Genomic DNA, 25,712 nt, shown 5'->3' with positions numbered 1-25,712 from the left:
CAGGCGAACAGCACCCGAACAGTAGTGTCGTGCCCATGTCGCAGGCCCGGACCCCGAGTTCACCCACCCCGGGCGCCCCGACCGCGAGCCGATTCAGCACGGCCGATCTCATCGGGCCGACCCTCATCTTTCTCGGCGCCTTCCTGATCGCGGTGACCATCGCGTTGCCGACGCTGTTCGTCGATCGCCTCCGCACCATCCCGCTCAGCACCGATCAGACAACGGTGTCGACGGCCGGAATGTCCGACGACGAGCACGCGCAGATCCTCGACCGATGCTCGCTGAACACACCGCGCGCACGTGTCCTCGACGCGACGCTCGTACGCCAGCAACGTGTCGTCGCGGTGCGTCCCGCCGATGCACGACGGGTAACACTGCAGGCAGGCGCATCGGTGCAGGCCGACCGCATCTGGCTCGATGGGAAGGAATCCGAGTCCGACGCCGCTCGACCGGGCAGCGAGGTCGCGCCCACCGAGGGCGCCGACGCGTGCACGTCGCCGACGGTGTCGGCTGTCCGGGACCGCGTCACGCTGAACCGTCGCTCGGCGCTGCCCGATCTCGGGGCCGTCGGCGGAACGCGGGGCAACTCCGAGATTCAGTACGACAGCAACTCCGCGCCGGTCCAGGCGTCGGATCGTCGTGGCTACACCTACGTGCTGCCCTTCGATCCGCCGACGTCGGGCGCCCGCTACTTCGACGTCACCACGCGTCGAACCGTGCCACTCGTCGACGCCGGGGAGTCACAGGTGGGCGGCCGTACCGCGATCCGGTATCGCGCCGAGATCCCCGACACCGACCTCGCCGCCATCGGCTCGGGCACGCCCTCGGGCACCCCGGCCACGCGCATCACGCGACCGGCGTCGTGGTTCGGCATCACCGACGGTGACCCGAACCGGCAACTCACCGCGACGCTGCACCATCGGGCTAAGTGGGACATCTCGGTCGACGCCGCGACCGGCGTGATCCTCGACGAACGCGTCGACGTCGAACAGACCTACCGCGTTGCCGGTTCTGATGGCCCAGACTCGGGTGTCGCACTCACCAACCTGCGCGCGACGTTCGGCTTCGACGGCTCGACGCAGCGCGCGATGGCTGACGACGCGGCGTCGCTCGCCGGACCCGTCACCATCTGGGGGCGCGTGGTCCCACTGATCGCGGGAATCGTCGGTGCGCTGGCGCTGATCGCGGGGGCGCTGCTCACGTTCCCGGGTCGGTGGCAGCGCTGGGTCGACGATCACCGACCGCGCCGTCGGAGGCACGACGACCAACCGCACCGTCGGACACGCGACGATCCGGAGTCCGATGTGAAACCCGAAGGGCCACAAGAGTCGTCGTGACCGCGGAGACTGTCGCGGCGACAGCGGCGATCACCGCGAGCCGCATCACGCTGTGCCCGAGCAGAAGGATCGCGGCGGCCTCCATGGCAAGGAAGAGCCAGGCAAGGATCGAAATGCGGGTGCGGTCGTGCGCAATGGCCGCGAGCAGGGCCACCTGTAGCACCGCGAACGCCGCGCCGGTGTAGGCGAACAGTCCGAGCAGGTCGGTCAACTCCCGATAGTCGTCTCCGATCAGCGTGGGCAACAGTGGTCCGGCGAGGGCGCCGAGCACCGTGATCACCAACCCGATCGCGGCAACAACCCCGACCGCTTGGCGCAGTGACCGACCAGACGACGCCGGGTCGGCGAGTTGCGGATAGAACACGACTCCGACCGCCTGCGGCAACCAGAAGGCCACCTTCGTCGCGATGGCACCGAAGGCGTAGACGCCCGCATCACGCGGGTCTAGGACGGTGCGCGAGAGCAGCACGTCGAGCGAGACCGCGACGACGAGCACCAGTTGCACCTGCGACGCCCGGACGACGGTCGACAGGCCGGCACCCGGCAGTCCGGCACCAGACGTGCTCCCGGCAGGCATGCGCGCACGGGCGAGGCCCCACACGACCGCAGCAGCGACGGCGGTCCCCACCGCACCGGCGAGCAGCGCTCCTGCCGGTCCGGCGCCCGCGGCCAGTGCCGCGATCGTCGGAGCAGCGCGCACCACCCCGACCGCCGCGAGGACGACGCCGAGCGTTCGGAATCGTCGACGCCCCTGCAGCACACCCTGACCACCGCCGACGACGGTCAGCAGCGGCGCGGCCGCCAGCCCTGCCGCGGTGAGTGTCCACGACGTCGACGCGACTGCGGAGACGACCGGGACGGCGATGACCGCAAGTACCGCGACGGCGAGCGCACACCGCATGGTGAGAGTACGTATCCGCAGGTCATCGCGGCCGTGAACGACTTCGCGCGCAACCACGGCCTGCAGCGCGAGCGCGGGAACGGTGAGCACCAACTGTGCCGAGAGCGCCACGGCCAGTTCGCCGTACTCCGCGGGCGTCAGCCACCAGCGGCCAGCACCGAGATGGACCGCGTACGAGCAGACGTTCGCGAGCATCGAACCGACAGCAACCCACCCGACTGCATCGACGACGGGGGAACGCACCATGTGGTCAAGTGTGCCTCTCCGGTGTGAAACGATAGACAGCGATGTATGACCAGAACACGCAGACCGACGTCGAGAGCACCGACGTCGGCTTTCGCATCGACCCGGTTCTCGCGCGTAGCTGGCTGTTGGTCAACGGCGCCCAGCACAATCGATTCGCACACGCTGCGCGGTCGCGCGCTGACATCGTCGTGCTCGACATCGAGGATGCGGTCGCTCCCAAGGACAAGCTCACCGCACGCGACAACGTCGTCCAATGGTTGACCAGCGATCCCGGCACCGGCCCCGACGGCAACCCCCTTCCCGGCGGCGCAGGCGACTGGGTGCGTGTCAACGGCTTCGGCACCCCGTGGTGGGCCGACGACCTCGAGGCGCTCTCGAAGACCCCGATCGGCGGCGTGATGCTCGCGATGGTCGAGTCCGTCGACCACGTCACCGAGACCGCCAAGCGGCTCCCCGACGTGCCGATCGTCGCACTCGTGGAGACGGCACGCGGGCTCGAACGCATCAGTGAGATCGCGTCGGCGAAGGGCACCTTCCGACTGGCGTTCGGTATCGGAGACTTCCGCCGCGACACCGGCTTCGGCGACAACCCGATGACCCTGGCGTACGCGCGCTCACGGTTCACCATCGCGGCGAAGGCGGCACACCTACCCAGCGCCATCGACGGCCCCACGGTGGGATCGAGCGCGCTCAAGCTCAGTGAGGCGACGGCCGTCAGCGTCGAATTCGGCATGACCGGCAAGATCTGTCTGACACCTGATCAGTGCGCTCCGGTGAACGAGGGCCTCACGCCGTCGATCGACGAGATCACCTGGGCGAAAGAATTCTTCGCCGAGTTCGAGGCCGACGGCGGCGAGATCCGCAACGGCTCCGACCTTCCCCGTATCGCCCGCGCGACCAAGATCCTCGACCTCGCCCGCGCGTACGGGGTGACCGGCACAGAGTACGAGGTCGATCCCGGCCACGCGTCGGCACCGTCGGACACCTACCACTACTGAGTTCGCCGGACTCAGATCACCGGACCCAGATCACACGGCACGCCATGCACCGGTTGCTGCCGACGCTCTGGGTGATCAGCGCAGCGTTGACCGCGCTGATCCTCGGTCCGCTGCTGCGCCCGGGATATCTGCTCTACCGCGACGCGGTGTCGACGCCTCGGTCGTACGTGACCGACACGACGTTGGGAATCGGCGACCTACCACCGCGGGCCGTTCCGCAGGATTGGGCTGTGGCACTGGGGAGTTCGGTGGTCGACGGCGGATTCCTCGTCACGGCAATCCTGTTCGCCGCACTGACGATCGGTGGTGTCGGATACGGCAGACTCGCGGCGCATCTCGTACCCGGTGCGGGCCGGACCGGCGCCGTCGCTGCGACGATCGTCTCGTTGTGGAATCCCTTTGTCGCAGAACGACTTCTCCAGGGCCACTGGGGGCTTCTCGTCGGGTACGGCGCGCTGGGGTGGATCGCGCTGGCCGCTGCGCAATACGGTTTTACTACCTCGTTGCGTCACTGGTTGGTATTGGCGGCACTCCTCGCCGTCGCCGGATTCACGCCGAGCGGTTCACTGTTCGGCCTCGTCGTTGCGGTGGTCTGCGTCCGCGCGCGGCCGCTGATCGGTGTGCTGGCGGCGTGGGTGTTGTCGGCGCTGCCGTGGCTGGTGGCCGCGCTGCTGACCTCTGCGTCGACCTCGACGGACGGCTCGGCGGGCCTGCGCGCCTTCGGGTTACGGTCCGAACCAGGGCTCGGACCGCTCGGCACCGTGCTGGGCCTCGGCGGTATCTGGAACGCCGACGCCGCACCTGCGAGCCGCACGTTCTGGTGGGCAGCGGTCGCGACGGTCTGTCTGATCGCAGTCGTCGGGGTCGGGTCGATCACGTTGTGGCGCAGGCGCGAACTGCTTGTCGACGCTCCCCTCGTCCGGGCACTGGGCGTACTCGGTGTTGTGGTGGTTGTTGGTCTGGCGATCACGGCCGTCGGACCGGGCAGCGGCGCGCTCGCGGGGGTCGTCTCCGCGATCCCGGGCGGTGGACTGCTGCGCGATTCGTCGAAGTTCGTGGCGCTGGTGATGCCTAGCGTCGCGATGGCGAGCGCTGCCGCGGTGTGGCGGTTGCGTGACCTCGTCCCTTCGGGTTTCGCGCTCGCGGCGGTGGTTCTTCTCGTGGTGGCACCGCTGCCCGACCTCGCGTGGGGAGTCGGCGGACGACTCTCGACGGTGCAGTATCCCGATGACTGGGCGCGCGTTGCGCAACTCGTTCCCGCCGACGCGGGCGACGTCGCGCTATGGCCTCCCGGCACCGTGCGGCAGTACCCCTTCACCGACTCGCCATCACTCGATCCGGCCGCACGCATGCTGCGCGCGCCCGTCGTCGAATCGGGTGAACTCGTCGTCGACGGCGCGACCGTCGACGAGGCGACACCGCGCGCACAGCAGGTGACCGAAGCGCTGCGCACCGGTGGTGACCCGACAACCCTCGCTCGGCTCGGCGTCGGCTGGGTGCTCGTCGAAAATCTCTCGGGCACAGCTCAACCCGATGTACCGGCTAGGCTGGCCGACCGCGCGGACATCGTCTTCCGCGGCCACGATCTCGTCCTGTTCCGCATCGACGACCCGACCGACATCGGCGACGCCTCCAGCGCAGCGCGCGTAACGGCCTACGCGGCACACCTTGTTTGGGCTGCGCTGATCATCTGCGGCGGCGTGGCCGCGCTGTGGCCGCTACGGCGCCGTCGGGATCGCAGTGAGGTTCAGCCGCGCGAGGACTGATCGAAGACCGACATGAAGCCGTCGGCCGTCACCGACCACGAATAGCGTTGCGCCCGTTCGCGTGCGGCCGCTCCGAGGCGGTTGCGTTCGGCCGGATTGTCGAGGAGTTTTCTTGTGGCGGAGAGCATCTCGTCGACACCGTCGACGAGTAGTCCGGTCTCGGCGTCGTCGATCGATTCCGCGAGTCCGGTGGCGTGGCGGTAGCCGATTGTCGGCACGCCCATCTGTGCGGCTTCGATCACCGCTAGTCCCCACCCCTCCTTACGCGAGGGCATCAGGTGCACGTCAGCCTCCGCGAGGATCTGATACTTGCGCTCGTTCGACACGTGACCGTGGAAAGTCACAAGACGCTCGACACCGAGTTCGCTTGCAGCCGAACGCAATCGAGACGACCACCAACCGTCGCCGATGACGTCGAGATGCACATCACGCTCACCCGCGCGGTGCAGGTCGGCAAGAACCCGCAGCGCATCCTCGACCTGCTTGTGCGGGACGAGGCGCGAGAGCACGCACAGCCGAGCCGGCCCGTGATCGTCACGCGGTACCGGCACCGCCGAGTCAGGCGTCGGGTCGATTCCGTTGTGCACCACGGTGATCCGGTCGTCGTCGACACCGAGTTCGACGAGCTCGCGCGCCGACGGCGCCGACACCGTCACATACCGGTTGCGACGGTGGACCCGCGGCGACACCCGCGACTCGAGGAACCATCCCAGCCTGCCGAGGAGACGGCCGGCCACCGGCCACTGCTCTCTGTGACAGTGATGCACGAGCACGATGGTCGGCGACGACGAGACCAGTGTCGCGAAGAACGGGATGCCGTTCTGTGTGTCGACGATGGCGACGGGCGAGACTCCCGCGAGCGGACCGAAGCCCAGCCGACCGGCGACGAGCACGGCCAGGATGGCCGGATACACGGTGATCCGGCCCCCTGCGCGTACGAAGCGCATGCCGTCGCGGTCCTCGGTGCGCAACGCACCCGGGTACGTCGACGTCAGGTAGGTGACGCGCATTCCGCGTCGAGAGAGTTCCGCACCGACCCGCTCGAGGTAGGTTTCGCTGCCTCCACCCTGGGGGTGGCGGGTATCGCGCCAGCACAGCAGCACGACGTCGGACGGGGTGTTCATCGCCGACAATGCTACGCACCCACCCCGGTAGCATCTCCGACGTGCCGCGACCGAGAACGACCACAGACTCCTCGACGGCGGGCTCGACCAAGACACGTGCCGACGCCGGGATGGCCCGAATCGCCACGCTCGCACGCGCGGCGGGGCTGCTCAACGACTTCCGCTTCGAGCAGTCCGACCCCGCCCGCTTCTACCGCGCCCTCGCTGACGACACCGCCGATCTCGTTGGCGCCTTCGCCGAGCTCGACGGTGCCGTGGTGCTCGACGTCGGCGGCGGTCCCGGCTACTTCGCCGATGCGTTTCGCCAGCGCGGGGCGTCGTATCTGTCTGTGGAGCCCGACCCGTCCGAGATGCACGCGGGAGGTCTCGAACATCGGGGATCGGTGCGGGCGTCGGGCCAGCAGATGCCATTCGCCGACGGTTCCGTCGACATCTGCATCTCGTCGAACGTCGTGGAACACACGCCTGCGCCGTGGGAGATGGCCGACGAGATGCTGCGGGTGACCCGTCCTGGCGGCGTCGTGATCGTCAGTTACACGCTGTGGTGGGGTCCGTTCGGTGGACACGAGATGGGTCTGCGGCACTACTTCGGTGGCGCCCGGGCCGCGCGCTGGTACACGCGGCGCAACGGGCATCCGCCGAAGAACCTGTTCGGAACGTCGCTGTTTGCCGTGACCGCCGACGACGGTCTGCGGTGGGCACGCTCCCGACGCGGACGTGCACGGCTGGTCGCGGCCTTCCCGCGCTACCTGCCGAGCTGGGCGTGGTGGGTGCTGCGCATACCGCTGGTGCGCGAGGTTGCGGCGACGAACCTGGTGCTGGTAGTCGAGCCGCGCTGAGGCTTGGGCGCCCCTGTGTCCCTGTGCTCAGCCGAGCCCCGCTGCGCAGCGCAGTGTGCCGCCGTTGCTGGTCGCCGAGGCGAGCAGTTCCTCACCGCGAAGGATGTTGCAGGTCACCGGGCCACGCACGACGACTGCGGTGAGTTCCGCGTCGGTGCCCGTGACGGTGGCCTGCCGTGACCACGGGGTTCCGGTCGCCGCGACGATCTCGTAGTCGTTGCCCTTGCGGAACCGCAGTGCGACGACGTCGCCGTTGCCGGTGATCTGGTAGGTCACGGCCCCTGCCGCCTGCGCGGGTGTTGTCGTGGTGGTGGTTTCCTCGGTGGTGGTTTCCTCGGTCGTCGTCGTGGTGGGCGTCGTGGTCACCGTGGTGGTCGCGGGCGCGGTGGTCGCGGCTGTGCCGCCGTCGCCTCCGGAACTGCGGATGATCGCATAGGCGACTACGGCGATCAGTGCGATGACCGCGATGATCGCCACCACCAGGATCGCGGTGCGTTTCCCTCCGCCCGACGAGTCGGGGTCCTGCCCTGACTGCTGCTGGTCCCCGTAGCCCTGCTGGCCGTACTCCTGGTTGCCGTAGCCCTGCTGGCCGTAGCCCTGGTTGCCGTACTCCTGCTGGCCGTACCCCTGCTGGCCGTATCCCTGATCGGCATAGCCCTGGTCCCCGTACGGCTGCTGGTCACCGTACGGCTGGTTGGCGTAGGGATCGTGCTGCGAGTAGGCCTCGGTGCGCGCCGTCGGGTCGCCGCCCGCCGAAGGGTCCTCGTTGGGGTCGAACGCCCGGGTGTGCGGGTGCTCGGCCGGGTCGTTCGGGTCCTCGGGTGGTCGCGTCATGGCGCCGATTGTGCCAAACCGCCTGTCGCCACATGTGGGACTGGTCCAAGACCTCTCACTCTGGGCAGCGCAGCTTCGGCGATCGGGCCGCGCCGTGTGCCAGCTCGATCCGTATGACAGTCGGCGCCGATTTCGGGCGGAACTGTCATACGGATCGCTGGACATCTGCGCGCCCCGGGCTCGCCGCCCAGGGCCCGCCGCTCACGCCTCGGCGATCGCCTCGAGTGGTCGGGTGCGGGCGGCGCGGTTGGCGGGCCACAGCGCGGCGAGCACTCCGACGACGCCCGCTCCGATCAGCGTCACGATGATGAGCGTCCACGGCAGGACCGGATCGCCGAGTCCCCAGCGCGCAAGTGTGCGCACCAGCGCCCAGCCGACGACCACGCCGATCACCACACCGACTAGCGCACCGTAGATGGCGATGAACACCGACTCGAGGTAGATGCTGCGTCGAACCTGACCGCGCACCATGCCGACGGCTCGGAGCATTCCGATCTCGCGGCGTCGCTCCACCACCGACAGCGCCAGTGTGTTGACGATGCCGAGGATCGCGATGACCAATGCCAACCCGAGCATGGCGTACAGGACGCCGAGCATCTGGTCGATCTGCTGCGACACACTACTCTTGAACTGTTCACGATCTTGCACCTGCACCGTGAGGTACGAACTGGTCGCGTTCTCGAGATCTGTTCGTAGCGTTGATGAGTCGACGCCGGGCTTCGCCTTGACGAACACTCCGAAGCTCATCCGCGCAGGCTCGGGCATCAGTGACTCGTAGACCTTGCTGCCAACGAGCCACGGCTGCAACGTCTCGTTGTCGGCGTACACGCCGTCGACCCGCGTGGGAACCTGCTGACCGAGTGACGAGGTGAAAGTGACTGTGTCACCACGCTTCCAGCCCCTGTCGTTGCTCGTACGCTGGCTGACGAACATCCCGTTGTCCGGGAGTCTGTCCGACGCGCCGTCGAGCATGTCGATGTTGGTGACGGAACTGATCTGGCCCCCGAGCGGCGAGAAGCCACTGACCTTGGTGTCACCGACCCGCGCCTGCGCCACACCGAAACTGACCGAATCCTCGACGCCCTTCACACCTTTCACGGCCTCGGCGACGGCTGGCGAGATCGGCAGGTTGTTGGTGCCGGTCACGATGTAGTCGGCGGTGATTCCCGTGTCGACAGCGGTGTCGACGGTGCCCTTGAATGATGTACCGAGCGTGCCGATCACGGCCACGAGGATCAGCCCGAGTGTCAGCGCGAAGGCTGTCGCGGAGCTGCGTCGTGGATTGCGCATCGCGTTGGTGCGGGCAAGGTAGCCGATCGACCCGAAGGGTGCGCCGATCACTCGTCCGAGCACACCGACGACGGGCTGCAGTAATGCCGGGCCCGCGAGTACGGCCGCCAGAATCGCGGCGCCCGCGCCGAGACCGACGACGATCGCACGCAGCATGCCCTCCCCCATGGCACCCCACACGATCGCGACGACGGCGATCACACCGAACACCACTCCTGCGATCGTGCGGTTGCGCAACGACGACGCGCGCTCGGCGTCGCTTGCGCGCATCGCCTCGACGGGCGGCACTCGGGCCGCACGCACCGCGGGAACCCAGGCGCTGACCATCGTCACCACGACGCCGACGAACAGCGCCGCGAGTACCGCCCACACGCTCACGTTGAGCGACGCCTGCGGTAGCCCCGACGTCGAGGACGTGATGGCCTTGAGCGCAGCCGCCAGCCCGATGCCGACACCGAGACCGACGAGTCCACCGATCACACCGACGATGAACGCCTCGAACAACACCGATCGCGATACCTGGCGCTCGGTGGCGCCCACCGCACGCAGCAACGCGAGCTCCCGATTGCGTTGCGCCACAATCATCGAGAAGGTGTTGTAGATGATGAATGTGCCAACCACCAGACCGATGGCGGCGAAGGCGAGCAGGATGCCGGTGAAGATGGTGAGGAACTGGTTGACGCGGTCCTTCTCGTCCTGGCGCACCTGATCGCCGGTACGGACCTTGAGCGCATCCGACGCGAGGAGCTTCTGGACGCGATCGCGCAGTTCGGTGTCGCTGACGCCCGCGACCGCGGACATGTCGACGGTCGCGACATGCTCACCGTCGGAGAGCAGTTGGCTTGCCGCTTCGCGTTCGAACTGCACGTTCACGAATCCGCCGGTGTCGCCCGTGAGCTGGCTGATGCCCACGACCGTGACGTCCATTGGCTGGCTCGAGCCCTGTCCGACAACCACTTTCGTCTGCGAACCGACCTTGAGATCACCCTTCTCCGCCGCCGATTCGTTGAGGACCACTTCCTGGTATCCGGTCGGTGCACGTCCGCCGGGCAGCAGCTTTCCGTCGTCGGGAGACAGCGACTCGTTCGGCGGGATGTACGCCGAACCAATGCTCGGCGCCCCGCCGGTTTGCAGTGCCTTGCCGCTCGAATCGGCAATGGTCACCAGGCCCGAGTAGTTGGTCGACAGCTTGTCGATACCGAGCTCTTTCTTTTGTGAGTTCAGTTGGTCGACAACCGACTTCGACACCCCGGCGGAGTTCGAATCCTCCGGGGTCACTTCGACGGACACACCGGGTGCGGCGTTGTCGAAGATCGAGTTGAAGGCCTGCGAGATGGTCGACGTGAACACGATCGACCCCGCGACGAACGCGGTACCCAACACGATCGAGAAGACCGTCAGCGCAAGTCGCAGTTTGTGCGCACCCAGATTGCGCAGCGATACCTTCCGCATCACCGAGGACGAGGCCATGTGTCAGCCCGCCTGCGTCGAGTCCGCACCGGACCCGGCGTCCGCAGCGTGCCGGCCGACGCCGGATTCCGGTGCGACAGAGCCGGATTCATGCTTCCCTAGCTCTGCGCCGACAGTCACATCAGAGGTCGCACCGTCATCCGAGCCGGAATCGTCCGCGGGAACGTCGTCGAGATTCTTCATCACCTCGAACACGTCGTCGGCCGTCGGCCGGGGTAGTTCGCGGACGATCTTGCCGTCGGCGAGGAAGACGACGCGGTCGGCGTACGACGCCGCTCGCGGGTCGTGTGTCACGATGACAACGGTCTGACCGAACTCGTCGGTTGCCGCGCGCAGGATGGACAGCACCTCTCCCGACGATCGGGAGTCGAGGTTTCCGGTCGGTTCGTCGCCGAAGATGATCGCGGGCCTCCCGACGAGTGCACGCGCACAGGCGACACGCTGTTGCTGACCGCCGGAGAGCTCGCTGGGCAGGTGATCGAGTCGGTCGCCGATACCGAGTCGGCTGATCACCGTGTCGTACCAGTCCTTGTCGACCTTGCGCCCTGCGATGTCGGACGGCAGCGTGATGTTCTCAGCGGCGGTCAGAGTCGGGACGAGGTTGAACGACTGGAACACGAAGCCGATGCGGTCACGTCGGAGCAGCGTCATCTTCTTGTCGGACAGGCCCGTCAGATCTGTGTCGCCGATGTGGACGTGACCGCTGGTCGCGACGTCGAGTCCGGCGAGGCAATGCATCAGGGTCGACTTCCCCGAGCCGGACGGCCCCATGATGGCGGTGAACTCGCCGGACCGGAACGACAGCGTGACGCCACGCAGTGCGTGGACCTCCGTGTCACCTGATCCGTAAGTTTTGACGAGATCCTCGGCGCCCGCGCTCGCGCCCTGCTCTGATGTCATGGCTTAACCGTGCCAAAAATGGCACCGCATTGCCATCGGGTGATTCCCCTACAGTGTTTCCCCACAACACCCTGAGATCTCAGGGTTGCCGCGACGACGCGTCAGCGGGGCAGCTGGACCTCGAAGGAGTGCACCCTGGTCGGCCCGGCGAAGGCGTTGTTCGTGACGACGAACAGGGTGCGGGTGCGGAAGTCCTGCCACGGCAGATCGGGCTGCCAGTTACCCCACGCCATCGAAGACACGTTGCCCGTCGAGAGTCGGGGTGTGCCGTCGGTGTTGAAGATCGACTGCTTGGGCATCGGCTTCTCGGCACCCGAGAGGTTGGCCCTCCCGCCGACCTGATCGGCGCCACGGGTCGTCGCCCAGTAGATCGCCGTGCTGCGGCCTTTACCGCGCTCGAGGACGAGGAAGTCGGTGTTGTTGACCGCGAGGACGTCGGCAGCGCTCTTACCCGGATCGGTGCGATACACGAACTCGGAGTTCGTCTTTCCGAACGTCAGCAACCGCGCCGACGTTGCGGGGTCCTGACGGAGACCTCCCGCCGTGATCACGCTGATCTGCCCGCGTGGTCCCACAGCGACGCCGGTGAGTCCACGCTGACCGGCGAGACCCGACTTCTTCGATGGCCGCCACGCCGCGGGCAGCCCGAGATCGCGGATGTAGGTGGCGACCGGCCCGGCACTCTGCAGACGCACGAACTGATGGTCGCCACCACTGACTACGACATAGCCGCCGCTCGTGGCGCGGATTCCCTCGTACTGTGCCGAACCCGGCAGCGGCGGGATGTTGCCGGGGCCCAGCAGCACACCGCCGCCGTCGATTCCGGGATTCGACGTGAAGCCCGCAGCACCCGAGGTGTAGCTGAACTGGCTCGTGAAGAAGCGTGCTGGTCCGCCGCGGCCGACGTCGGTCGAGATCATCGCGAATCGGTTGGCGCCGATCCGATCGATGCCCGAGATCGCTCCGAATGTCGGTACGCCGCTGACGTACGCAGTGTCGGTGTAGCGCGCGATTATCGGCGTCGCAGAGTGCGCAGTTCCGGCGGACATACCGGATATGCCGAGGAGAACTGATGTACCCAAAAGCGCAGAGACGACCGTTGCCCCCCACGAGCGAAGACTCATAGGGGGCAACGATACCTCAGTTACAGATGTGACAGAAGGTGAGATCAGGCCAGCCGCTGCTTGAGGGCGTCGAGCTCATCCTGCAGGCTTGTCGGGAGCTTTTCGCCAACGAACTCGAAGAGCTCTTCGATCAACGGGAGCTCACGACGCCACTCGTCGGGATCGACGGCGAGCGCCGCCTCGAGATCCTCGGTGGGGACGTCGAGCCCGGAGACGTCGATCTCCTCCGGCTTCGCGACGATGCCGACCGGCGTCTGCACGCCTTCGTTCTCGCCCTCGATGCGGCCGATGATCCACTTCAGCACGCGGCTGTTCTCGCCGAATCCCGGCCACAGGAAGCGGCCGTCGTCGCCGCGACGGAACCAGTTGACGTAGAAGACCTTCGGGAGCTTCGACGCATCAGCGTTCTTGCCCAGGTTGATCCAGTGCTGGAAGTAGTCGCCGACGTGGTAGCCCATGAACGGCAGCATGGCCATCGGGTCGCGGCGGACGGTGCCCACCTTGCCCTCGGCGGCGGCGGTCTGCTCGGAGCCGACCGTGGCACCCATGAAGACGCCGTTCTGCCAGTCGCGGGCCTCGGTCACGAGAGGCACCGTGGTCTTGCGACGACCGCCGAACAGGATCGCCGAGATCGGCACACCCTGGGGGTCGTCCCACTCCTCGGCCAGCGAGGGGCACTGCGAGATCGGTGTGCAGTAGCGCGAATTCGGGTGTGCCGCAGGCTCATCCGAATCAGGCGTCCAGCTACGTCCGAGCCAGTCGGTCAGGTGCGCAGGCTTCTCGCCTCCGATTCCCTCCCACCAGATGTCGCCGTCGTCGGTCTCGGCGACGTTGGTGTACAGGGTGTTTCCGGCGTCGATGGTCTTCATCGCGTTCGGGTTGGAGTCCATGCTGGTGCCCGGTGCCACACCGAAGAAGCCGAACTCGGGGTTGATCGCGTAGAGACGACCGTCGTCGCCGAAGCGCATCCAGGCGATGTCGTCGCCGACGGTCTCGGCCTTCCAGCCCGGGATGGTCGGCTGGATCATTGCCAGGTTGGTCTTGCCACACGCACTCGGGAAGGCAGCGGCGACGAAGTAGACCTTGTTCTCCGGGCTGGTCAGCTTCAGGATCAGCATGTGCTCGGCCATCCAGCCCTCGTCACGCGCGATCACCGACGCGATGCGCAGCGCGTAGCACTTCTTGCCCAGGAGCGCGTTGCCGCCGTAACCCGATCCGTACGACAAGATCTCGCGGGTCTCGGGGAAGTGGGTGATGTACTTGTTCGGGTTGCACGGCCATGCGACGTCGGCCTGACCGGGCTCGAGCGGAGCGCCGACCGAGTGCAGGCCCTTGACGAAGAAGCCGTCGTCGCCGAGCAGGCGTAGCACCTCGGGACCGACGCGGGTCATGATCTTCATCGAGAGCACGACGTAGGCGGAGTCAGTCAATTCGACGCCGAGCTTCGGGTCGTCGGAGCCGAGCGGGCCCATGCAGAACGGGATGACGTACATCGTGCGGCCGCGCATGCTGCCACGGAAGAGGGGCGTGAGGGTGGCGCGCATCTCGTCGGGCGCGACCCAGTTGTTCGTGGGGCCCGCATCTTCTTCACGCTCGGAGCAGATGAAGGTGCGCGATTCGACGCGCGCGACGTCGGCGGGATCGGACTTGGCCAGGTAGGAATTGGGCTTGTGCTCTTCGTTCAGCTTGAGCAGCGTGCCCGACTCGACGAGTTCAGCGGTGAGGCGATCCCACTCCTCGTCGCTGCCGTCGGACCAGACCACACGGTCGGGCTGAGTGAGCTCGGCGACCTCGGCCACCCATGCCAACAGCGCTTCGTGTTTAGTCGGAGCGGTGCCGGGTTCCAGACCCGGAATCGTGGCGGCGGTCATATTTCCTCCTCCGAGGTGGCGACCCGCATTGGCCGCCCCGTATGGGTTGCTTATCCCCAGGATACTGTGACCGAGCGTGCGCTAGGGCCTGGGGTTACGAGATGCGGTATAGGCCACATTCGCACACCCCGGAGGGGGCTTGCAAGGTGACCGATGTCGGATTTCCGAGGACTTGCAACCCACTGCCACCAGGACTTTCTGCTCTATGCGAACCCACTCACTCGAGTCTGCCGGAGTCCGTGGCGACCCAGATGCCGGTGTCGCGGTCGAGTGTTTGGGAGGCGAACGAGCCGTCGGAGCCCACCTGTGTGATGCGATCGACCTGACCGTCGTGGTCACTGTCGGTGTACACCGTCAGGCCCCCGGGACCACTGCGAGTCAACGAATCGGCCACCCCGTCTGCGTCGGTGTCGACGTCTGCGGGGCCGAGGTCCCAGATGCGGCCGTCGTCGTGCATCAGCAGGTTGTCGGCGGGCGAATCGGGCTGCGACCCCGGTTCGGTGAGGCCGGCCCAGTCCCGGTGCTCCTCACCGGATACGTCTCCGAAGTCGAACGAGTCGATGTTCACTGGCTACCCCCACTGACTGCCCCGCCCGCTGCGCGGAGCTCTCTGAGACGTTGATCGATCTCGGCGACCTCGTCGGCGATTCGACGACCCTGGCGATCGTATGCGCGCAGCACCTGGCCGCCGATGCGCGATTCCGCCTCGGTGAGCTGCATGGCAACCCGACGTTCGACCCGGGCACGAACGTCGGCGAGAACGTCGTTGACCCAGGTGCGCACCTGCGCGCGAACGGTTGCCGCACGCCGCATCCGGATCACCCACACCGCCACCGCGAGTCCGAGCAGGAGCGCCGCGGGCATGCTGATCCACTGCAGCGTGTGCACCGAGGCCAGCGGCGCGACCGCGAGTCTGCCGATTCCGATACCCGTCGACGCACCGATCAGCAGCAGCATGGCGTCCTCGCCCGTGCGTCGCCCGGACGGCAGATCGCGACGCGCGACGATCGGCTCGTCGTCTCGGTGCGCGGGCGGATCGTCGACGTCGAGTCCGACGAGCGTCGACGACGCGACGGCGTCGAGTCGGGTGTCGGTGATGGCGTCGAGGTCGGTGACGAGACCGTCGATCTCGCGGTCGAGCCAGGCGGCGTCGGCTTCGACGTCGGAGCCGGTGGTCGCGGCGCCACGGTGTTCGGCGCGCGCGACGAGCGCACGAACCCGCGCCGTGATGTCGGCGCCGCTCTGCGCACGCACGCGGACGATTCCCGCGCGAAGCGACGCCAGCCTGTCCGCTCGTCCCCTGTCTCTGAGCGCCAGTAATCGTGCGCGACGGATCGCCAAGGCGTCGGGGTCGACGCGGTCGTCGGAGTCCACAGGGGTCGGTGCTTGCGGGATTTTCGGTTGCGGGGTTTTCGGTTGCGGGATGCGTGCGGTGGGCTCGGCGTTCGGTGTCGCGAACCAGTCGAGCAGATCGCCGATCCCCGACTCGTCGACGGCGCCCGCGAGTGCCGCGGCTGCTGACACCGCGAAGACCGGTAGCGCTCCGGCGGGATCGAGTTCTGACCGATATCCACGCACGATCCGCGGCCAATCCCAGAACGACTCGATGCGGCAACAGACCAGAGCAACATGCTCCACCGCCGAGGTCAGCTCCCGCAGCGCGGCGAGATCCTCGTCGTCGACGACCGCCGATGCCGGATCGATGACCAGCACCGCAGCGTTGGCGCCCGCGAGGTCGCGGTTCGGATCGAATGTCACGAAGTCGATGGCCGAACCCCCAGGGCCCTCTGTCGACGCAGAGCCCTCTTTTGACGCAGCACCCTCTATCGACGCCGCGACCGCCCGACACGCCTCCACGAGAGGCTCGACGTCGACACCTTCGGCGGCAGCCACGGCGACCCGACACAGCGGAACGAGACCGGCGGCGAGCGTCGACAACTCGGAGCCCACGTCACACACCTTCCGTCTGCAGGAGCCGTTCGACGCTGTCGCGGTCGGCGCCGGCTGCCGCGGCCAGCTCGAGCGATGCGCGCACCTGCGCACCCCGATGGGCAGCGACCGCGGGCATGCACGTCTCGATCGCGTCGCGCAGAGCGTCGAATCCGCTTGTCGCTCGTAAGTATCTGGTGAGTGCCGCTGCGGTGGCGGCCGCCGGGTCGTCGACGGCCAGAAGAGTCAGCGCACGCCCGATACCAGCGGCGTCGAGGCGTCGAATCAGGTCGGCGCGCATCTGCGACTGAGGCCGTGCGGGCGCGAGAAAGTGGCCGGACATCGACGGCATCGCCTCACCGTCGGCGGCGAGTGTGCGGAGGAACGCTAACTCGTCGTCGGACACCGTGACCCACGCCGACAACTGCGAGACCGCGACGACCGGCCTGCCGAGTGACTCACTCGCGACGCGGACCAGCCCGTCTGCGGCATCGGCCGAGAGTGTGTCGGCCTTTCCGAGGACGACGACGGTCCGCTCGCCTGGCGAGGCGGCGAGCATGTCGTGGTCGGCACCTCGCGGCGCTCCGGCGAGCACGTGCACTCGAAGATCGGCTCCGGCGAGGACGCCCGACCCACGCTCGGCCACGAATGCCGCGACCCCGAACCGCTCACACAACGCGCGCGCCATGGTGTCGCGACCCACCCCGCGCCGACCGACCACCGCAACCGACAGTGGCTGCACGTAGCGTCGCGCGGCGGCGTCGAGCGTGCCGAAAGCGGGCGAATCGGGCGCGACGAGCTGCCCGATCGATCCCGACGACAGTGCGCGAGCGAGCGGACCCGTTGGATCGATCACGCACTCACCCCCACTCGAGACCGGCCGATCTTCCCTGGTGGAAGGGTAGTCGCAGTTGGGTGAGGTGGCGCAGCAGATTGCACAAGCGGGTGTCGACGTGTGCATGACCGACCCGATGAGCCACGATGGACCGGTGAACTCCTCCCCCGGACCGGCCGACGGCCAAGGCGACGCGTCACGCCTCTACCCGCGCGTGACCAGCTTCCGCTTCCGCCGCGGCTCGCTGACGCCGGGCCAGCAGCGCAACTGGGAGACGCTGTGGCCGGTGCTGGGCCGCGACCTGGCAACCGACCCGGCCCAGACCCCGGAACCACCCATCGACTTCGACGCGCTGTTCGGGCGTGAGGCACCCCGCGTGCTCGAGATCGGCAGCGGAACCGGCATCTCGACCGCCGCGATGGCGGCAGACGAACCCGACGTCGACGTGATCGCCGTCGAGGTCTACAAGCCGGGCCTGGCACAGCTCGTCGGACTCGTCGACCGCGCAGGCCTGACCAATGTGCGCATGATCCGCGGCGACGGCGTCGTCGTGTTGCGTGAACTGATCCCGTCCGGATCGCTCACCGCGATTCGCCTCTTCTTTCCCGACCCCTGGCCCAAATCGCGCCATCACAAGCGCCGCTTCGTCCAACGAGGCACCATCGAACTCATGGCTGACCGACTCCGGCCCGGCGGCGTCCTGCATATCGCCACCGACCATGCGGACTACGCGGAGTGGATCGCCGAAATCCTCGCAACACAGAATCCCGAGCGGGTCCATGTCGTACCCGCGACCACTGCGGTGCCGGTCTCGCTCGAGCGTCCGACCACCAAGTTCGAAGGTCGCGCAGAGCGCGAGGGCCGCGAGGTCAACGAGTTCGTCTACGTCCGACCCCGTGAGAAGGCGACGGCTGAGGGCTCAGACAACCCAGAATCTCCAGAAACCCCTGAATCTCCAGAGATCCCGACAGGCGGCGAAGGCTCATGACCGACACCCGTGGCACGGCCGCACGCTTCGCCGACACGATCTCCGGACAAAGCGGCGCGCAGCGCGTCCTTCTGGTCTGGGACGCACCCAACATGGACATGGGCCTCGGGTCCATTCTCGGCGGACGGCCGACGGCGGCGCACCGACCGCGGTTCGACGCGCTCGGCCGCTGGCTACTCCAGCGCACCGCCGACATCTCGGCACAGGCAGCCGTCGCGGCCTACGATCGGTCGGTCGGCGACGACAACGCCGATGACAGTGCGATCGACGATGACGATGCTCGCGACGGCGATAGTGATGTCGACGACATTTCGACGACGTCGGACACCGCGGTCCAGATCGAACCCGAGGCGACGGTCTTCACCAACATCGTGCCTGGTAGCGCCGACGTCGTGCGGCCATGGGTCGACGCGTTACGCAACGTCGGGTACGCGGTGTTCGCCAAGCCGAAACTCTCCGAGGACAGTGATGTGGACTCCGACATGCTCGACCACATCGAGCTTCGCAGGCACACTGTTGGGTTAGCCGGGCTTATCGTCGCGTCCGCAGATGGTCAGGCGTTTCGGGATCCACTGATCGAGATCGCAGCCGAAGGCGTTCCGGTCACGGTCATCGGGTTCCGCGAACACGTGAGCTGGGCGCTGTCGACGGACGGACTCGAGTTCGTTGATCTCGAGGAGATACCCGGTGTGTTCCGGGAGCCGCTGCCTCGGATCGGGCTCGATTCACTGCCAGACGACGGCGCGTGGCTCACCCCGTTCCGGCCGCTGCGCGCACTTCTCCGCTGAGAGAACAGTCCGCTCGGACCGCAAACCCAGCCCGAAACACCAAGAGCCAAACCTCAGCAAGCACTCAGGCACCACTGAAACAATCTCGGCAACTATCTCGGCGAGACTTTCCCGAAAGGAGTCGGCGTGTTCGGAGCCATCGGAACATTCGTCTTCCGGATGCGCTTTGCCGTCATCGCGGTGTTGGTCGCCATCATGGGCGGCCTCGGCCTCTACGGACTCGGCCTCGGCAACCACCTGTCGCAGAGCGGCTGGTTCGACCCGACCGCCCAGTCGTCGAAGGGTTCGGTCGTCGCCGACACCGCCTTCGGCCGCGACCATCGCTCCGACGTCATCCTCCTCATCACCCCGCCCGCAGGGACGCAGGTCGACGACAAGGAGTTCGGCACCAAGGTCGAGAAGGTCGTCGACGATCTGCTGCAGCAGCATCCCGATGTGGTGCAGCGAGCAGCCGAGGCTCCCGATTCGACCGATCAGCAGGCCTACGAGAACGCACTGCGCAACAACCACGAGATCATCGACCCCTTCTACCTGAAGGACGACACGGTCGCGCAGAAGGCGGCACAGGACACCATCAGGTCGCGGACGTTCACCGCGGACAAGAAGCAGGCCTTCATCAGCATCGGCGTCGCGGGCAACGACGACACCTCCGTGCTCGCGAACTACCAGAAGATCGAACCGTTCCTGCAGGGCGTCGTCGACGATCCCGGTAAGTACGGTCTCGAGGGCACCCGTTTCCAGTTGGCCGGCCTCCAGCCCGTCGCAGGAGCGATGGCCAGCGGCATGGACGACGACATCCGACGCGCCGAGGTCATCGCGCTTCCGCTGGTCGCGGTGATGTTGTTCTTCATCTTCGGCGGTGTCATCGCCGCCTGTCTCCCGGTGTTCATCGGCGGTCTGACCATCGCGGGCTCGCTGGGCATCATGAACATCATCGCCCAGCTCACCGAGCTCAATATCTTCGCGCAGTCGGTGGTCACCCTGATCGGCCTCGGCATCGCGATCGACTACGGCCTGTTCATCGTCAGCAGATTCAGAGAAGAACTCGCAGAGGGTTACAGCACCAAGGCCGCGGTACGAAGAACCGTGATGACCGCGGGACAAACCGTGGTCTTCTCGGCGACCATCATCGTCGCCGCAATCGCATGTCTGCTGATGATGCCGCAGGGCTTCTTGAAGTCCGTCGCGTACGGCGCGATCTTCTCGGTGTCGTTGGCCGCGATCCTCTCGATCACGGTGCTGCCGGCCATCCTGAGCATCCTCGGACCGAAGATCGACGCCTTTGGGCTGCCGTTCCTCCGGCGCACCAAGACCAAGGCCGAGATCGAGAACGGCTTCTGGGGTCGCCTGTCGGGGTGGGTCATGCGCCACCCGGTCGCCACCGCGGTTCCGACCGTCCTGATCCTGCTGGTGCTCACCATCCCGATCGGCGGCATCAAGTTCGGCGGCATCAGCGAGGCTTATCTGCCGCCGGACAACCCGAGCCGTGTCGCGCAGGAGGACTTCGACAAGGCGTTCCCGAAGGAACGCACCGAAGAGGTCAAGCTCGTCATCTCCTACGACGTCAACGACCCCGACAGCGGCACCAAGATCCAGCAGATCGCCGACGAGGCCAACAAGATCCCCGGCTTCACCAAGCCGTTCAGCCCGTCGGCCGACGACGGAGCACTCACCGGGACCTACGGCTTCAACGGTCCGCAGGTCATCCAGATGTCGGCGGGTCTGGTCAATCGCGATACCGCCGGCGCGGCCGTCAAGGACCTGCGCGCCATCGACAAACCCGCGGGCATCCAGATGTGGGTGGCCGGAACTCCGGCACTCGTGCAGGACTCCATCGACGCCCTGCTCACCCGACTGCCCCTCATGGCGATCCTGCTCGTCCTGGTCACCGGATTGCTGATGTTCCTGGCGTTCGGATCGCTGGTGCTACCGATCAAGGCGGCACTCATGTCGGCGCTGGGCCTCGCGGCGACGCTGGGCATCTTGACGTGGATCTTCGTCGACGGTCACGGCGCGTCGATCGCCAACTTCACGCCCGGCCCGCTGTTTGCGGCCGTCTTGGTGCTGATCATCGCGATCGTGTTCGGTTTATCCACGGACTACGAGATATTCCTGTTGTCCCGCATGGTCGAAGCGAGACAGAAAGGCGCGAGCACCACGGAAGCGGTCCGCGTCGGTACAGCACACACGGGTCGGATCATCACCGCGGCAGCTGCGATTCTCATCGTCGTGACGGGCGCTTTCGGACTGTCCGACATCGTGATGATGAAGTACATCGCGTACGGCATGATCGCGGCCCTCATCCTCGACGCGACCATCATCCGCATGTTGCTGGTGCCGTCGACGATGAAGCTGCTCGGCGACGACTGCTGGTGGGCACCGCGCTGGATGAAGACCATGCAGCGCAAGATCGGCCTCGGCGAGACGATTCTCGACGACGAGCCCGACGCCAAGGTCGCCGGTGCGGGCGCCGGCACGCAGGGTATGCGCGCGGGCACGCTGATCTCCGAGGTACCGACGACCGCCATGCGGGCGGCTCCGCGTGCCGCCGCAACGGTCTCGGCGGGCGCAGCCACACGCTCCATGCGCGCAGGTTCGGCGCCGCGACCAACCCCCGCGCCCCAGCCGGCCCCGGCGCCGCAACCGATGCAACGTCGCGCTGCGCAGCCTTCCGCGCAACCTGCAGCGGCCCAACCTGCAGCAACCCAGCCGGCAGCACGCAGCGGGCCGTCGCGTCCGCCGTCGGACCGACGTCCTGCCCTGCGCGACCAGCGTCCCGCACAGACGCTCGACGAGATCGAGCCGGTACGTACGCGCACCGCTCGCCCGCCGTCACCGCGGCGTCAGAAGTCCGATCGTCCCGACACCGGCGGGTGGATGCTCGGCGAGGGCGGCATCCGCCTGAACCAGCCGCAGTCGGGCGCCACAGGCCCGTCGCCGCTGGGTCGACGCCCCGATCTCGACAAGACCGGCAAGCGTCCGCTCGTCGCGTCGCTGTCGCCGGAGCAGGCGCGGGCAACGCAGCAACGCGCACCCGAGGGTGCACAGTCGCCGATGGAGCGTGGACTCTCCCCCGACGCGGCGCGCCGAGCACAGCCACCCGTCGCACCGAGCGAGGAACATCAGACCCGCACGACGCCGCCCCGGCGTTCGCGCCCCGACGATGGACCGAGTCGGTCGGATCGCCACGCACGCGCCGACGAGACGCCCGGCGAGAACCGGCAGATCAGCGTGCAGGAGTTGTTGCGCCGCAGCCGTTCCGGCGAGTAGCGGGTCAGTCAGCTCACTCGTCGTCGATCCCGTGCTCTATCGCGTACCGCGCGAGTTCGACACGGTTGCCGAGCTGTAGTTTGCGCAACGTCGACTGCACGTGATTCTCGACGGTCCGGTGGCTCAAGGTCAGCTTCCGGGCAATCTGCTTGGCGCTCATGCCCTTTGCGACGTAGCGCAGCACCTCGGTTTCACGCTCGGTGAGCACCGGGGTCTGCGGTGCGCGGTCGGGTTCTGACGACATGCGCCGGAATTCACCGAGTACGAGACCCGCGAGTCCCGGCGTGAACACCGCCTGGCCTGCCGCGGTCGCCCGCACCGCGTCGATCAGTTCCTCCTTCGACGCACTCTTGACCAGATAGCCACTCGCGCCGGCCTTTACGGCGTCGAGCACGTCGTCGCGCTCGTCAGATGCCGACAAGACCAACACCCGCGTCTTCGGCGACACCTCGAGGACCGCCGCGGTGGCCTCCGCCCCGTTGCCGTCGGGCAGTTGCATGTCCATGAGCACGACGTCGGGTCGCACCGCACCGGCACGACGCCCCGCAGCGCCGGACGAATCGGCAGTCGCCACGATCTCGAACCCCGCGTCGGAGAGATCGCGCGCCACCCCGTCCCGCCACATCGGATGGTCGTCGACAACCATCACCCGCAGTTGGCTGGCATCTTGCGTATCGCTCATCTCTTCTCCCGCGTCACCGGTACCGTCAGTTCCCACTCCGTGCCTATTCCCTCGTCGGAGTCGAGTATCGCTGTGCCACCGAGCGATTCGATTCTCGCGACGATGGACTGCGCGACGCCGAGCCTGCCGGCGCGACGTGCCTCGTCGAGCCGTCCCGCCGCGATACCCACACCGTCGTCGCGGACACTCACGACCACGGTGTCGTCGAGGTCTTCGAGGAGTACGTAGGCCCGCGCCCCCGCACCCGCGTGATGAGTGACGTTGTCGAGTGCGTTGATCACGGCGGCGCTGATCTCGCGTGCCGTCGTCGCGTCGATGATCACCGGGTCCGCGGGCGCGCTCACCGCGGCGGCGTCACCGCCGGCAGCGCGCAGCAGCGCGGTCAGATCCGCAGTCCCACATGTCGATTCACCGCCGACGTCGACATCGGAGATCAGGCGACGCAAGGCGACCTCCTGAGTTGCCGCGAGGTCGGCGAGTTGCGCTGTCGGACCGCCTATCTCACGCCCACGTTTGGAGATGAACGAAAGTACCTGAAGCACACCGTCATGCACCTCGCGGGACAGTCTCTCGCGTTCGGTCGCAGCCGCCGCGACGCGCGCAGCAGCGGCCAACTCCGCTTGCGCCCGACGGGCGTTGACCGCCGCGAGTCCCACCGCGACGCCGGACGCCATCATCACGAGGATCGTCGCGTTGCGGCCGAAGTTGAGGTCGAGCCAGCCCTTGACGAAAGCGCTTGTGCCGCCGACGACCAGACCTGCAACGAGGCCGACGATCGGCCCGCCGAGCAGCGCCGCGGAGATCACCGAGTTGGTGGCCCACAGCGTCGTCGGCCATGTCTGATTGTTGAGCGCCCACGATTCGCTGGCCACATACGATGTCGACAACATGAGTGCGCAGGCGATCACCAATTCTGCGCCGACCCAATACCAATTGCGGCCGAAGCCAACGTAATACGCGATGCCGCAGGCCACGGTCCACGCGGTGAGTAACCCGAACAACACCCACGTCACACCCGGGTGCAGCAGGTCGTCGTCGATCGCGATCCGGAACCCGAGCGCGTAGAGGTACGACAACAGTCGCAGCACCTGCGCGCCGCGCCAGAGCGGCGTGACCGGATCACTTCTCATGACGTCTCGTCGGGGTCCTTCACGGGTGCTGTGTCGTCGGGCGCCGTGTCGTCGGTTGCCGTGTCTCCCGTGTCGTCCACGCGAGCACCATCACCGTCGAGCCCTCGCTCGACGTCCGCCTCGGCGTCGGCTTTCGAGACACCGACGCCCTCCTCGACCGCGACGCCCGCCGAGGCGGTCGCGGCATCGAGATCTCGGTTGTCCCAATGAGGTTCGTCGGGTTCGGCGTAATGATACGAACCCTCACCACTCGAGATCGGCAGGTTGCGGTGGCCCGCGAGATATCGCACGGCGGTATTCGCGAACGCGATGATCGGTACGGCGAACAGACCGCCGATGATTCCCGCCCCGACGATGCCCGCGGCGATCGCGAGGATCACCGCGACCGGATGCAATCGCACCGACCTGCCGAGCAGGAACGGTTGCAGCACATGGCCTTCGAGCTGCATGACGCCGACCAGGATCGCCAATACGATCACCGCGGTCAGCCAGCCCTGCGTGACCAGCGCGATCACGACGGCGAGCGAACCACTGATCAGTGCGCCGACGATCGGGATGAACGAGAACAGGAAGATCACCGTTGCCAGCGGCAGGGCCAGCGGAACGCGCAGGATCGCCAGCCCGATGCCGATACACACGGCGTCGACGAGGGCGACGATCACCGTCGCACGCACGTAGCCGACCAGGGTGCCGAAGCCCGCGACTCCCGCGGCAGCGACCCGACCTCGGGTATTGCGAGGTACGAGTCGGCAGCAGAACTCCCAGATCTGACCGCCGCCGTAGAGGAAGAAGATCGTCAGGAAGACCATCAGCAACGCGCCGGTGACCAGTTCGGTCGCCGTCGTTGCCGTGGCGACGGCACCACCGGCGAGTTTGGCCTGGTTGTGCTCCATGAGGTTGATGATGTTCGACCCGAGGTTGCGCACCTGCGATTCGTCGACGTCGAGTGGGCCGTCGACCAACCACTCCCGGGTGCGGTCGATGGTGACCGTGATCTCGGCGGTCAGTGCGGGGAATCCGTGGACGAACGCTCGGCCGACAAACGTCAGGACGGTGGCAACGACACCGAGCGCGACCAGCATCATCACGACGACGGCGAGCGAGCGCGGCAGACCCTTCCGATCGAGCCAGTCGACGCCCGGCACGAGGAATGCCGACACCAGAATCGCCAGCGCAACCGGAACGAGTACCTCGTCGAATTGCAGGAACAGACGCCCGAGGACGTAGATGGCGAGGAGGATCAGCAGGAGCCGCCAGACCCACTCGGCTGTGGCACGGACAAACGGGTGGACCTTGGATCGGTCGAGCTCGGCCAGCGACCTGCCAGACGCACCCGCTTCTGCATCTTCGGGATATCCGTCGTTCGTTCGAGCGGCATGGTCCACGGAAG

The 25,712-nt window shown here is 67.1% G+C and carries 19 protein-coding genes; 7 read left to right on the top strand and 12 right to left on the bottom strand.

The genetic code is table 11. From position 1 onward, the window contains the following. Positions 1 to 35: 35 nt before the first annotated feature. From pgfA to ABW18_RS17935, 3 genes are all read left to right on the top strand, one after another. The gene (pgfA, locus tag ABW18_RS17950) at positions 36 to 1,337 is read left to right on the top strand and encodes a cell envelope lipid trafficking protein PgfA (RefSeq protein WP_049700364.1); all 1,302 of its coding nucleotides are present in this window, start codon (positions 36 to 38) and stop codon (positions 1,335 to 1,337) included. Between the two features lie 1,188 nt (positions 1,338 to 2,525). After that, positions 2,526 to 3,482: an HpcH/HpaI aldolase/citrate lyase family protein gene (locus ABW18_RS17940; protein ID WP_049700363.1), complete on the top strand. Its 957-nt coding sequence runs from the start codon at positions 2,526 to 2,528 to the stop codon at positions 3,480 to 3,482. Between the two features lie 44 nt (positions 3,483 to 3,526). Continuing rightward, positions 3,527 to 5,248: an MmpA family trehalose lipid delivery protein gene (locus tag ABW18_RS17935; protein WP_049700362.1), complete on the top strand. Its 1,722-nt coding sequence runs from the start codon at positions 3,527 to 3,529 to the stop codon at positions 5,246 to 5,248. Here ABW18_RS17935 and ABW18_RS17930 read toward each other — a convergent pair. Then, complete coding sequence (locus ABW18_RS17930; protein WP_049700361.1) at positions 5,230 to 6,372, bottom strand: glycosyltransferase family 4 protein; 1,143 nt, start codon at positions 6,370 to 6,372, stop codon at positions 5,230 to 5,232. The genes ABW18_RS17935 and ABW18_RS17930 overlap by 19 nt on opposite strands. A gap of 110 nt (positions 6,373 to 6,482) precedes the next feature. Here ABW18_RS17930 and ABW18_RS17925 point away from each other — a divergent pair, with 110 nt between their 5' ends. Continuing rightward, entirely contained in the window at positions 6,483 to 7,211 is a 729-nt protein-coding gene (locus ABW18_RS17925; RefSeq protein ID WP_049700467.1) for a class I SAM-dependent methyltransferase, read from the top strand. A gap of 27 nt (positions 7,212 to 7,238) precedes the next feature. Here ABW18_RS17925 and ABW18_RS17920 read toward each other — a convergent pair whose 3' ends face one another. The 8 genes from ABW18_RS17920 to ABW18_RS17885 all read right to left on the bottom strand — a co-directional run bounded on the left by ABW18_RS17920 (position 7,239) and on the right by ABW18_RS17885 (position 17,485). Then, positions 7,239 to 8,045, bottom strand: coding sequence for a hypothetical protein (locus tag ABW18_RS17920; protein ID WP_049700360.1), 807 nt, complete (start codon positions 8,043 to 8,045; stop codon positions 7,239 to 7,241). 201 nt (positions 8,046 to 8,246) lie between these two features. Beyond that, a complete protein-coding gene (locus tag ABW18_RS17915) occupies positions 8,247 to 10,805 on the bottom strand; it encodes an ABC transporter permease (protein WP_049700359.1) in 2,559 nt (852 codons plus the stop codon). A gap of 3 nt (positions 10,806 to 10,808) precedes the next feature. Then, on the bottom strand, positions 10,809 to 11,705 hold the full coding sequence (locus tag ABW18_RS17910; RefSeq protein ID WP_049700358.1) for an ABC transporter ATP-binding protein: 897 nt from the start codon (positions 11,703 to 11,705) through the stop codon (positions 10,809 to 10,811). Positions 11,706 to 11,806: 101 nt separating this feature from the next. Then, positions 11,807 to 12,829: an esterase-like activity of phytase family protein gene (locus ABW18_RS17905; RefSeq protein WP_049700357.1), complete on the bottom strand. Its 1,023-nt coding sequence runs from the start codon at positions 12,827 to 12,829 to the stop codon at positions 11,807 to 11,809. Between the two features lie 44 nt (positions 12,830 to 12,873). Continuing rightward, the gene (locus tag ABW18_RS17900) at positions 12,874 to 14,700 is read right to left on the bottom strand and encodes a phosphoenolpyruvate carboxykinase (GTP) (RefSeq protein WP_049700356.1); all 1,827 of its coding nucleotides are present in this window, start codon (positions 14,698 to 14,700) and stop codon (positions 12,874 to 12,876) included. 217 nt (positions 14,701 to 14,917) lie between these two features. Then, positions 14,918 to 15,268 (bottom strand): DUF6802 family protein, encoded by a 351-nt coding sequence (locus ABW18_RS17895; protein WP_049700355.1) that lies wholly within the window; start codon positions 15,266 to 15,268, stop codon positions 14,918 to 14,920. Beyond that, complete coding sequence (locus tag ABW18_RS17890) at positions 15,265 to 16,650, bottom strand: hypothetical protein (protein WP_049700354.1); 1,386 nt, start codon at positions 16,648 to 16,650, stop codon at positions 15,265 to 15,267. The genes ABW18_RS17895 and ABW18_RS17890 overlap by 4 nt, the downstream gene beginning before the upstream one ends. 1 nt (position 16,651) lies before the next feature. Further along, positions 16,652 to 17,485: a hypothetical protein gene (locus ABW18_RS17885; protein WP_049700353.1), complete on the bottom strand. Its 834-nt coding sequence runs from the start codon at positions 17,483 to 17,485 to the stop codon at positions 16,652 to 16,654. 115 nt (positions 17,486 to 17,600) lie between these two features. Here ABW18_RS17885 and trmB point away from each other — a divergent pair, with 115 nt between their 5' ends. The 3 genes from trmB to ABW18_RS17870 all read left to right on the top strand — a co-directional run bounded on the left by trmB (position 17,601) and on the right by ABW18_RS17870 (position 22,510). Continuing rightward, positions 17,601 to 18,452 (top strand): tRNA (guanosine(46)-N7)-methyltransferase TrmB, encoded by an 852-nt coding sequence (gene trmB / locus ABW18_RS17880; protein WP_049700466.1) that lies wholly within the window; start codon positions 17,601 to 17,603, stop codon positions 18,450 to 18,452. Next, positions 18,449 to 19,240 carry an NYN domain-containing protein gene (locus ABW18_RS17875; RefSeq protein WP_049700352.1) on the top strand — a complete coding sequence of 264 codons (792 nt, stop codon included), beginning with the start codon at positions 18,449 to 18,451 and terminating at the stop codon, positions 19,238 to 19,240. Before trmB ends, ABW18_RS17875 begins: the two co-directional genes overlap by 4 nt. A gap of 126 nt (positions 19,241 to 19,366) precedes the next feature. Further along, positions 19,367 to 22,510, top strand: a complete 3,144-nt coding sequence (locus tag ABW18_RS17870) for an MMPL family transporter (RefSeq protein ID WP_049700351.1) — start codon at positions 19,367 to 19,369, stop codon at positions 22,508 to 22,510. A gap of 13 nt (positions 22,511 to 22,523) precedes the next feature. Here the strand turns inward: ABW18_RS17870 and ABW18_RS17865 are convergent, their stop codons facing one another. Genes ABW18_RS17865 through ABW18_RS17855 form a run of 3 tightly spaced genes read right to left on the bottom strand, consistent with a single transcriptional unit; the run spans position 22,524 to position 25,707 of the window. Continuing rightward, positions 22,524 to 23,192 (bottom strand): response regulator, encoded by a 669-nt coding sequence (locus ABW18_RS17865; protein ID WP_049700350.1) that lies wholly within the window; start codon positions 23,190 to 23,192, stop codon positions 22,524 to 22,526. Beyond that, complete coding sequence (macS, locus tag ABW18_RS17860; RefSeq protein WP_049700349.1) at positions 23,189 to 24,322, bottom strand: MacS family sensor histidine kinase; 1,134 nt, start codon at positions 24,320 to 24,322, stop codon at positions 23,189 to 23,191. The genes ABW18_RS17865 and macS overlap by 4 nt, the downstream gene beginning before the upstream one ends. Then, the gene (locus ABW18_RS17855; RefSeq protein WP_049700348.1) at positions 24,319 to 25,707 is read right to left on the bottom strand and encodes an AI-2E family transporter; all 1,389 of its coding nucleotides are present in this window, start codon (positions 25,705 to 25,707) and stop codon (positions 24,319 to 24,321) included. Before ABW18_RS17855 ends, macS begins: the two co-directional genes overlap by 4 nt. Positions 25,708 to 25,712: the final 5 nt, after the last annotated feature.

Source organism: Gordonia jacobaea (assembly GCF_001186365.1).
Classification (GTDB): Bacteria; Actinomycetota; Actinomycetes; order Mycobacteriales; family Mycobacteriaceae; genus Gordonia; species Gordonia jacobaea.
Note: the sequence above shows the minus strand (reverse complement) of the source record. Positions and strands in the feature narration are given on the sequence as shown.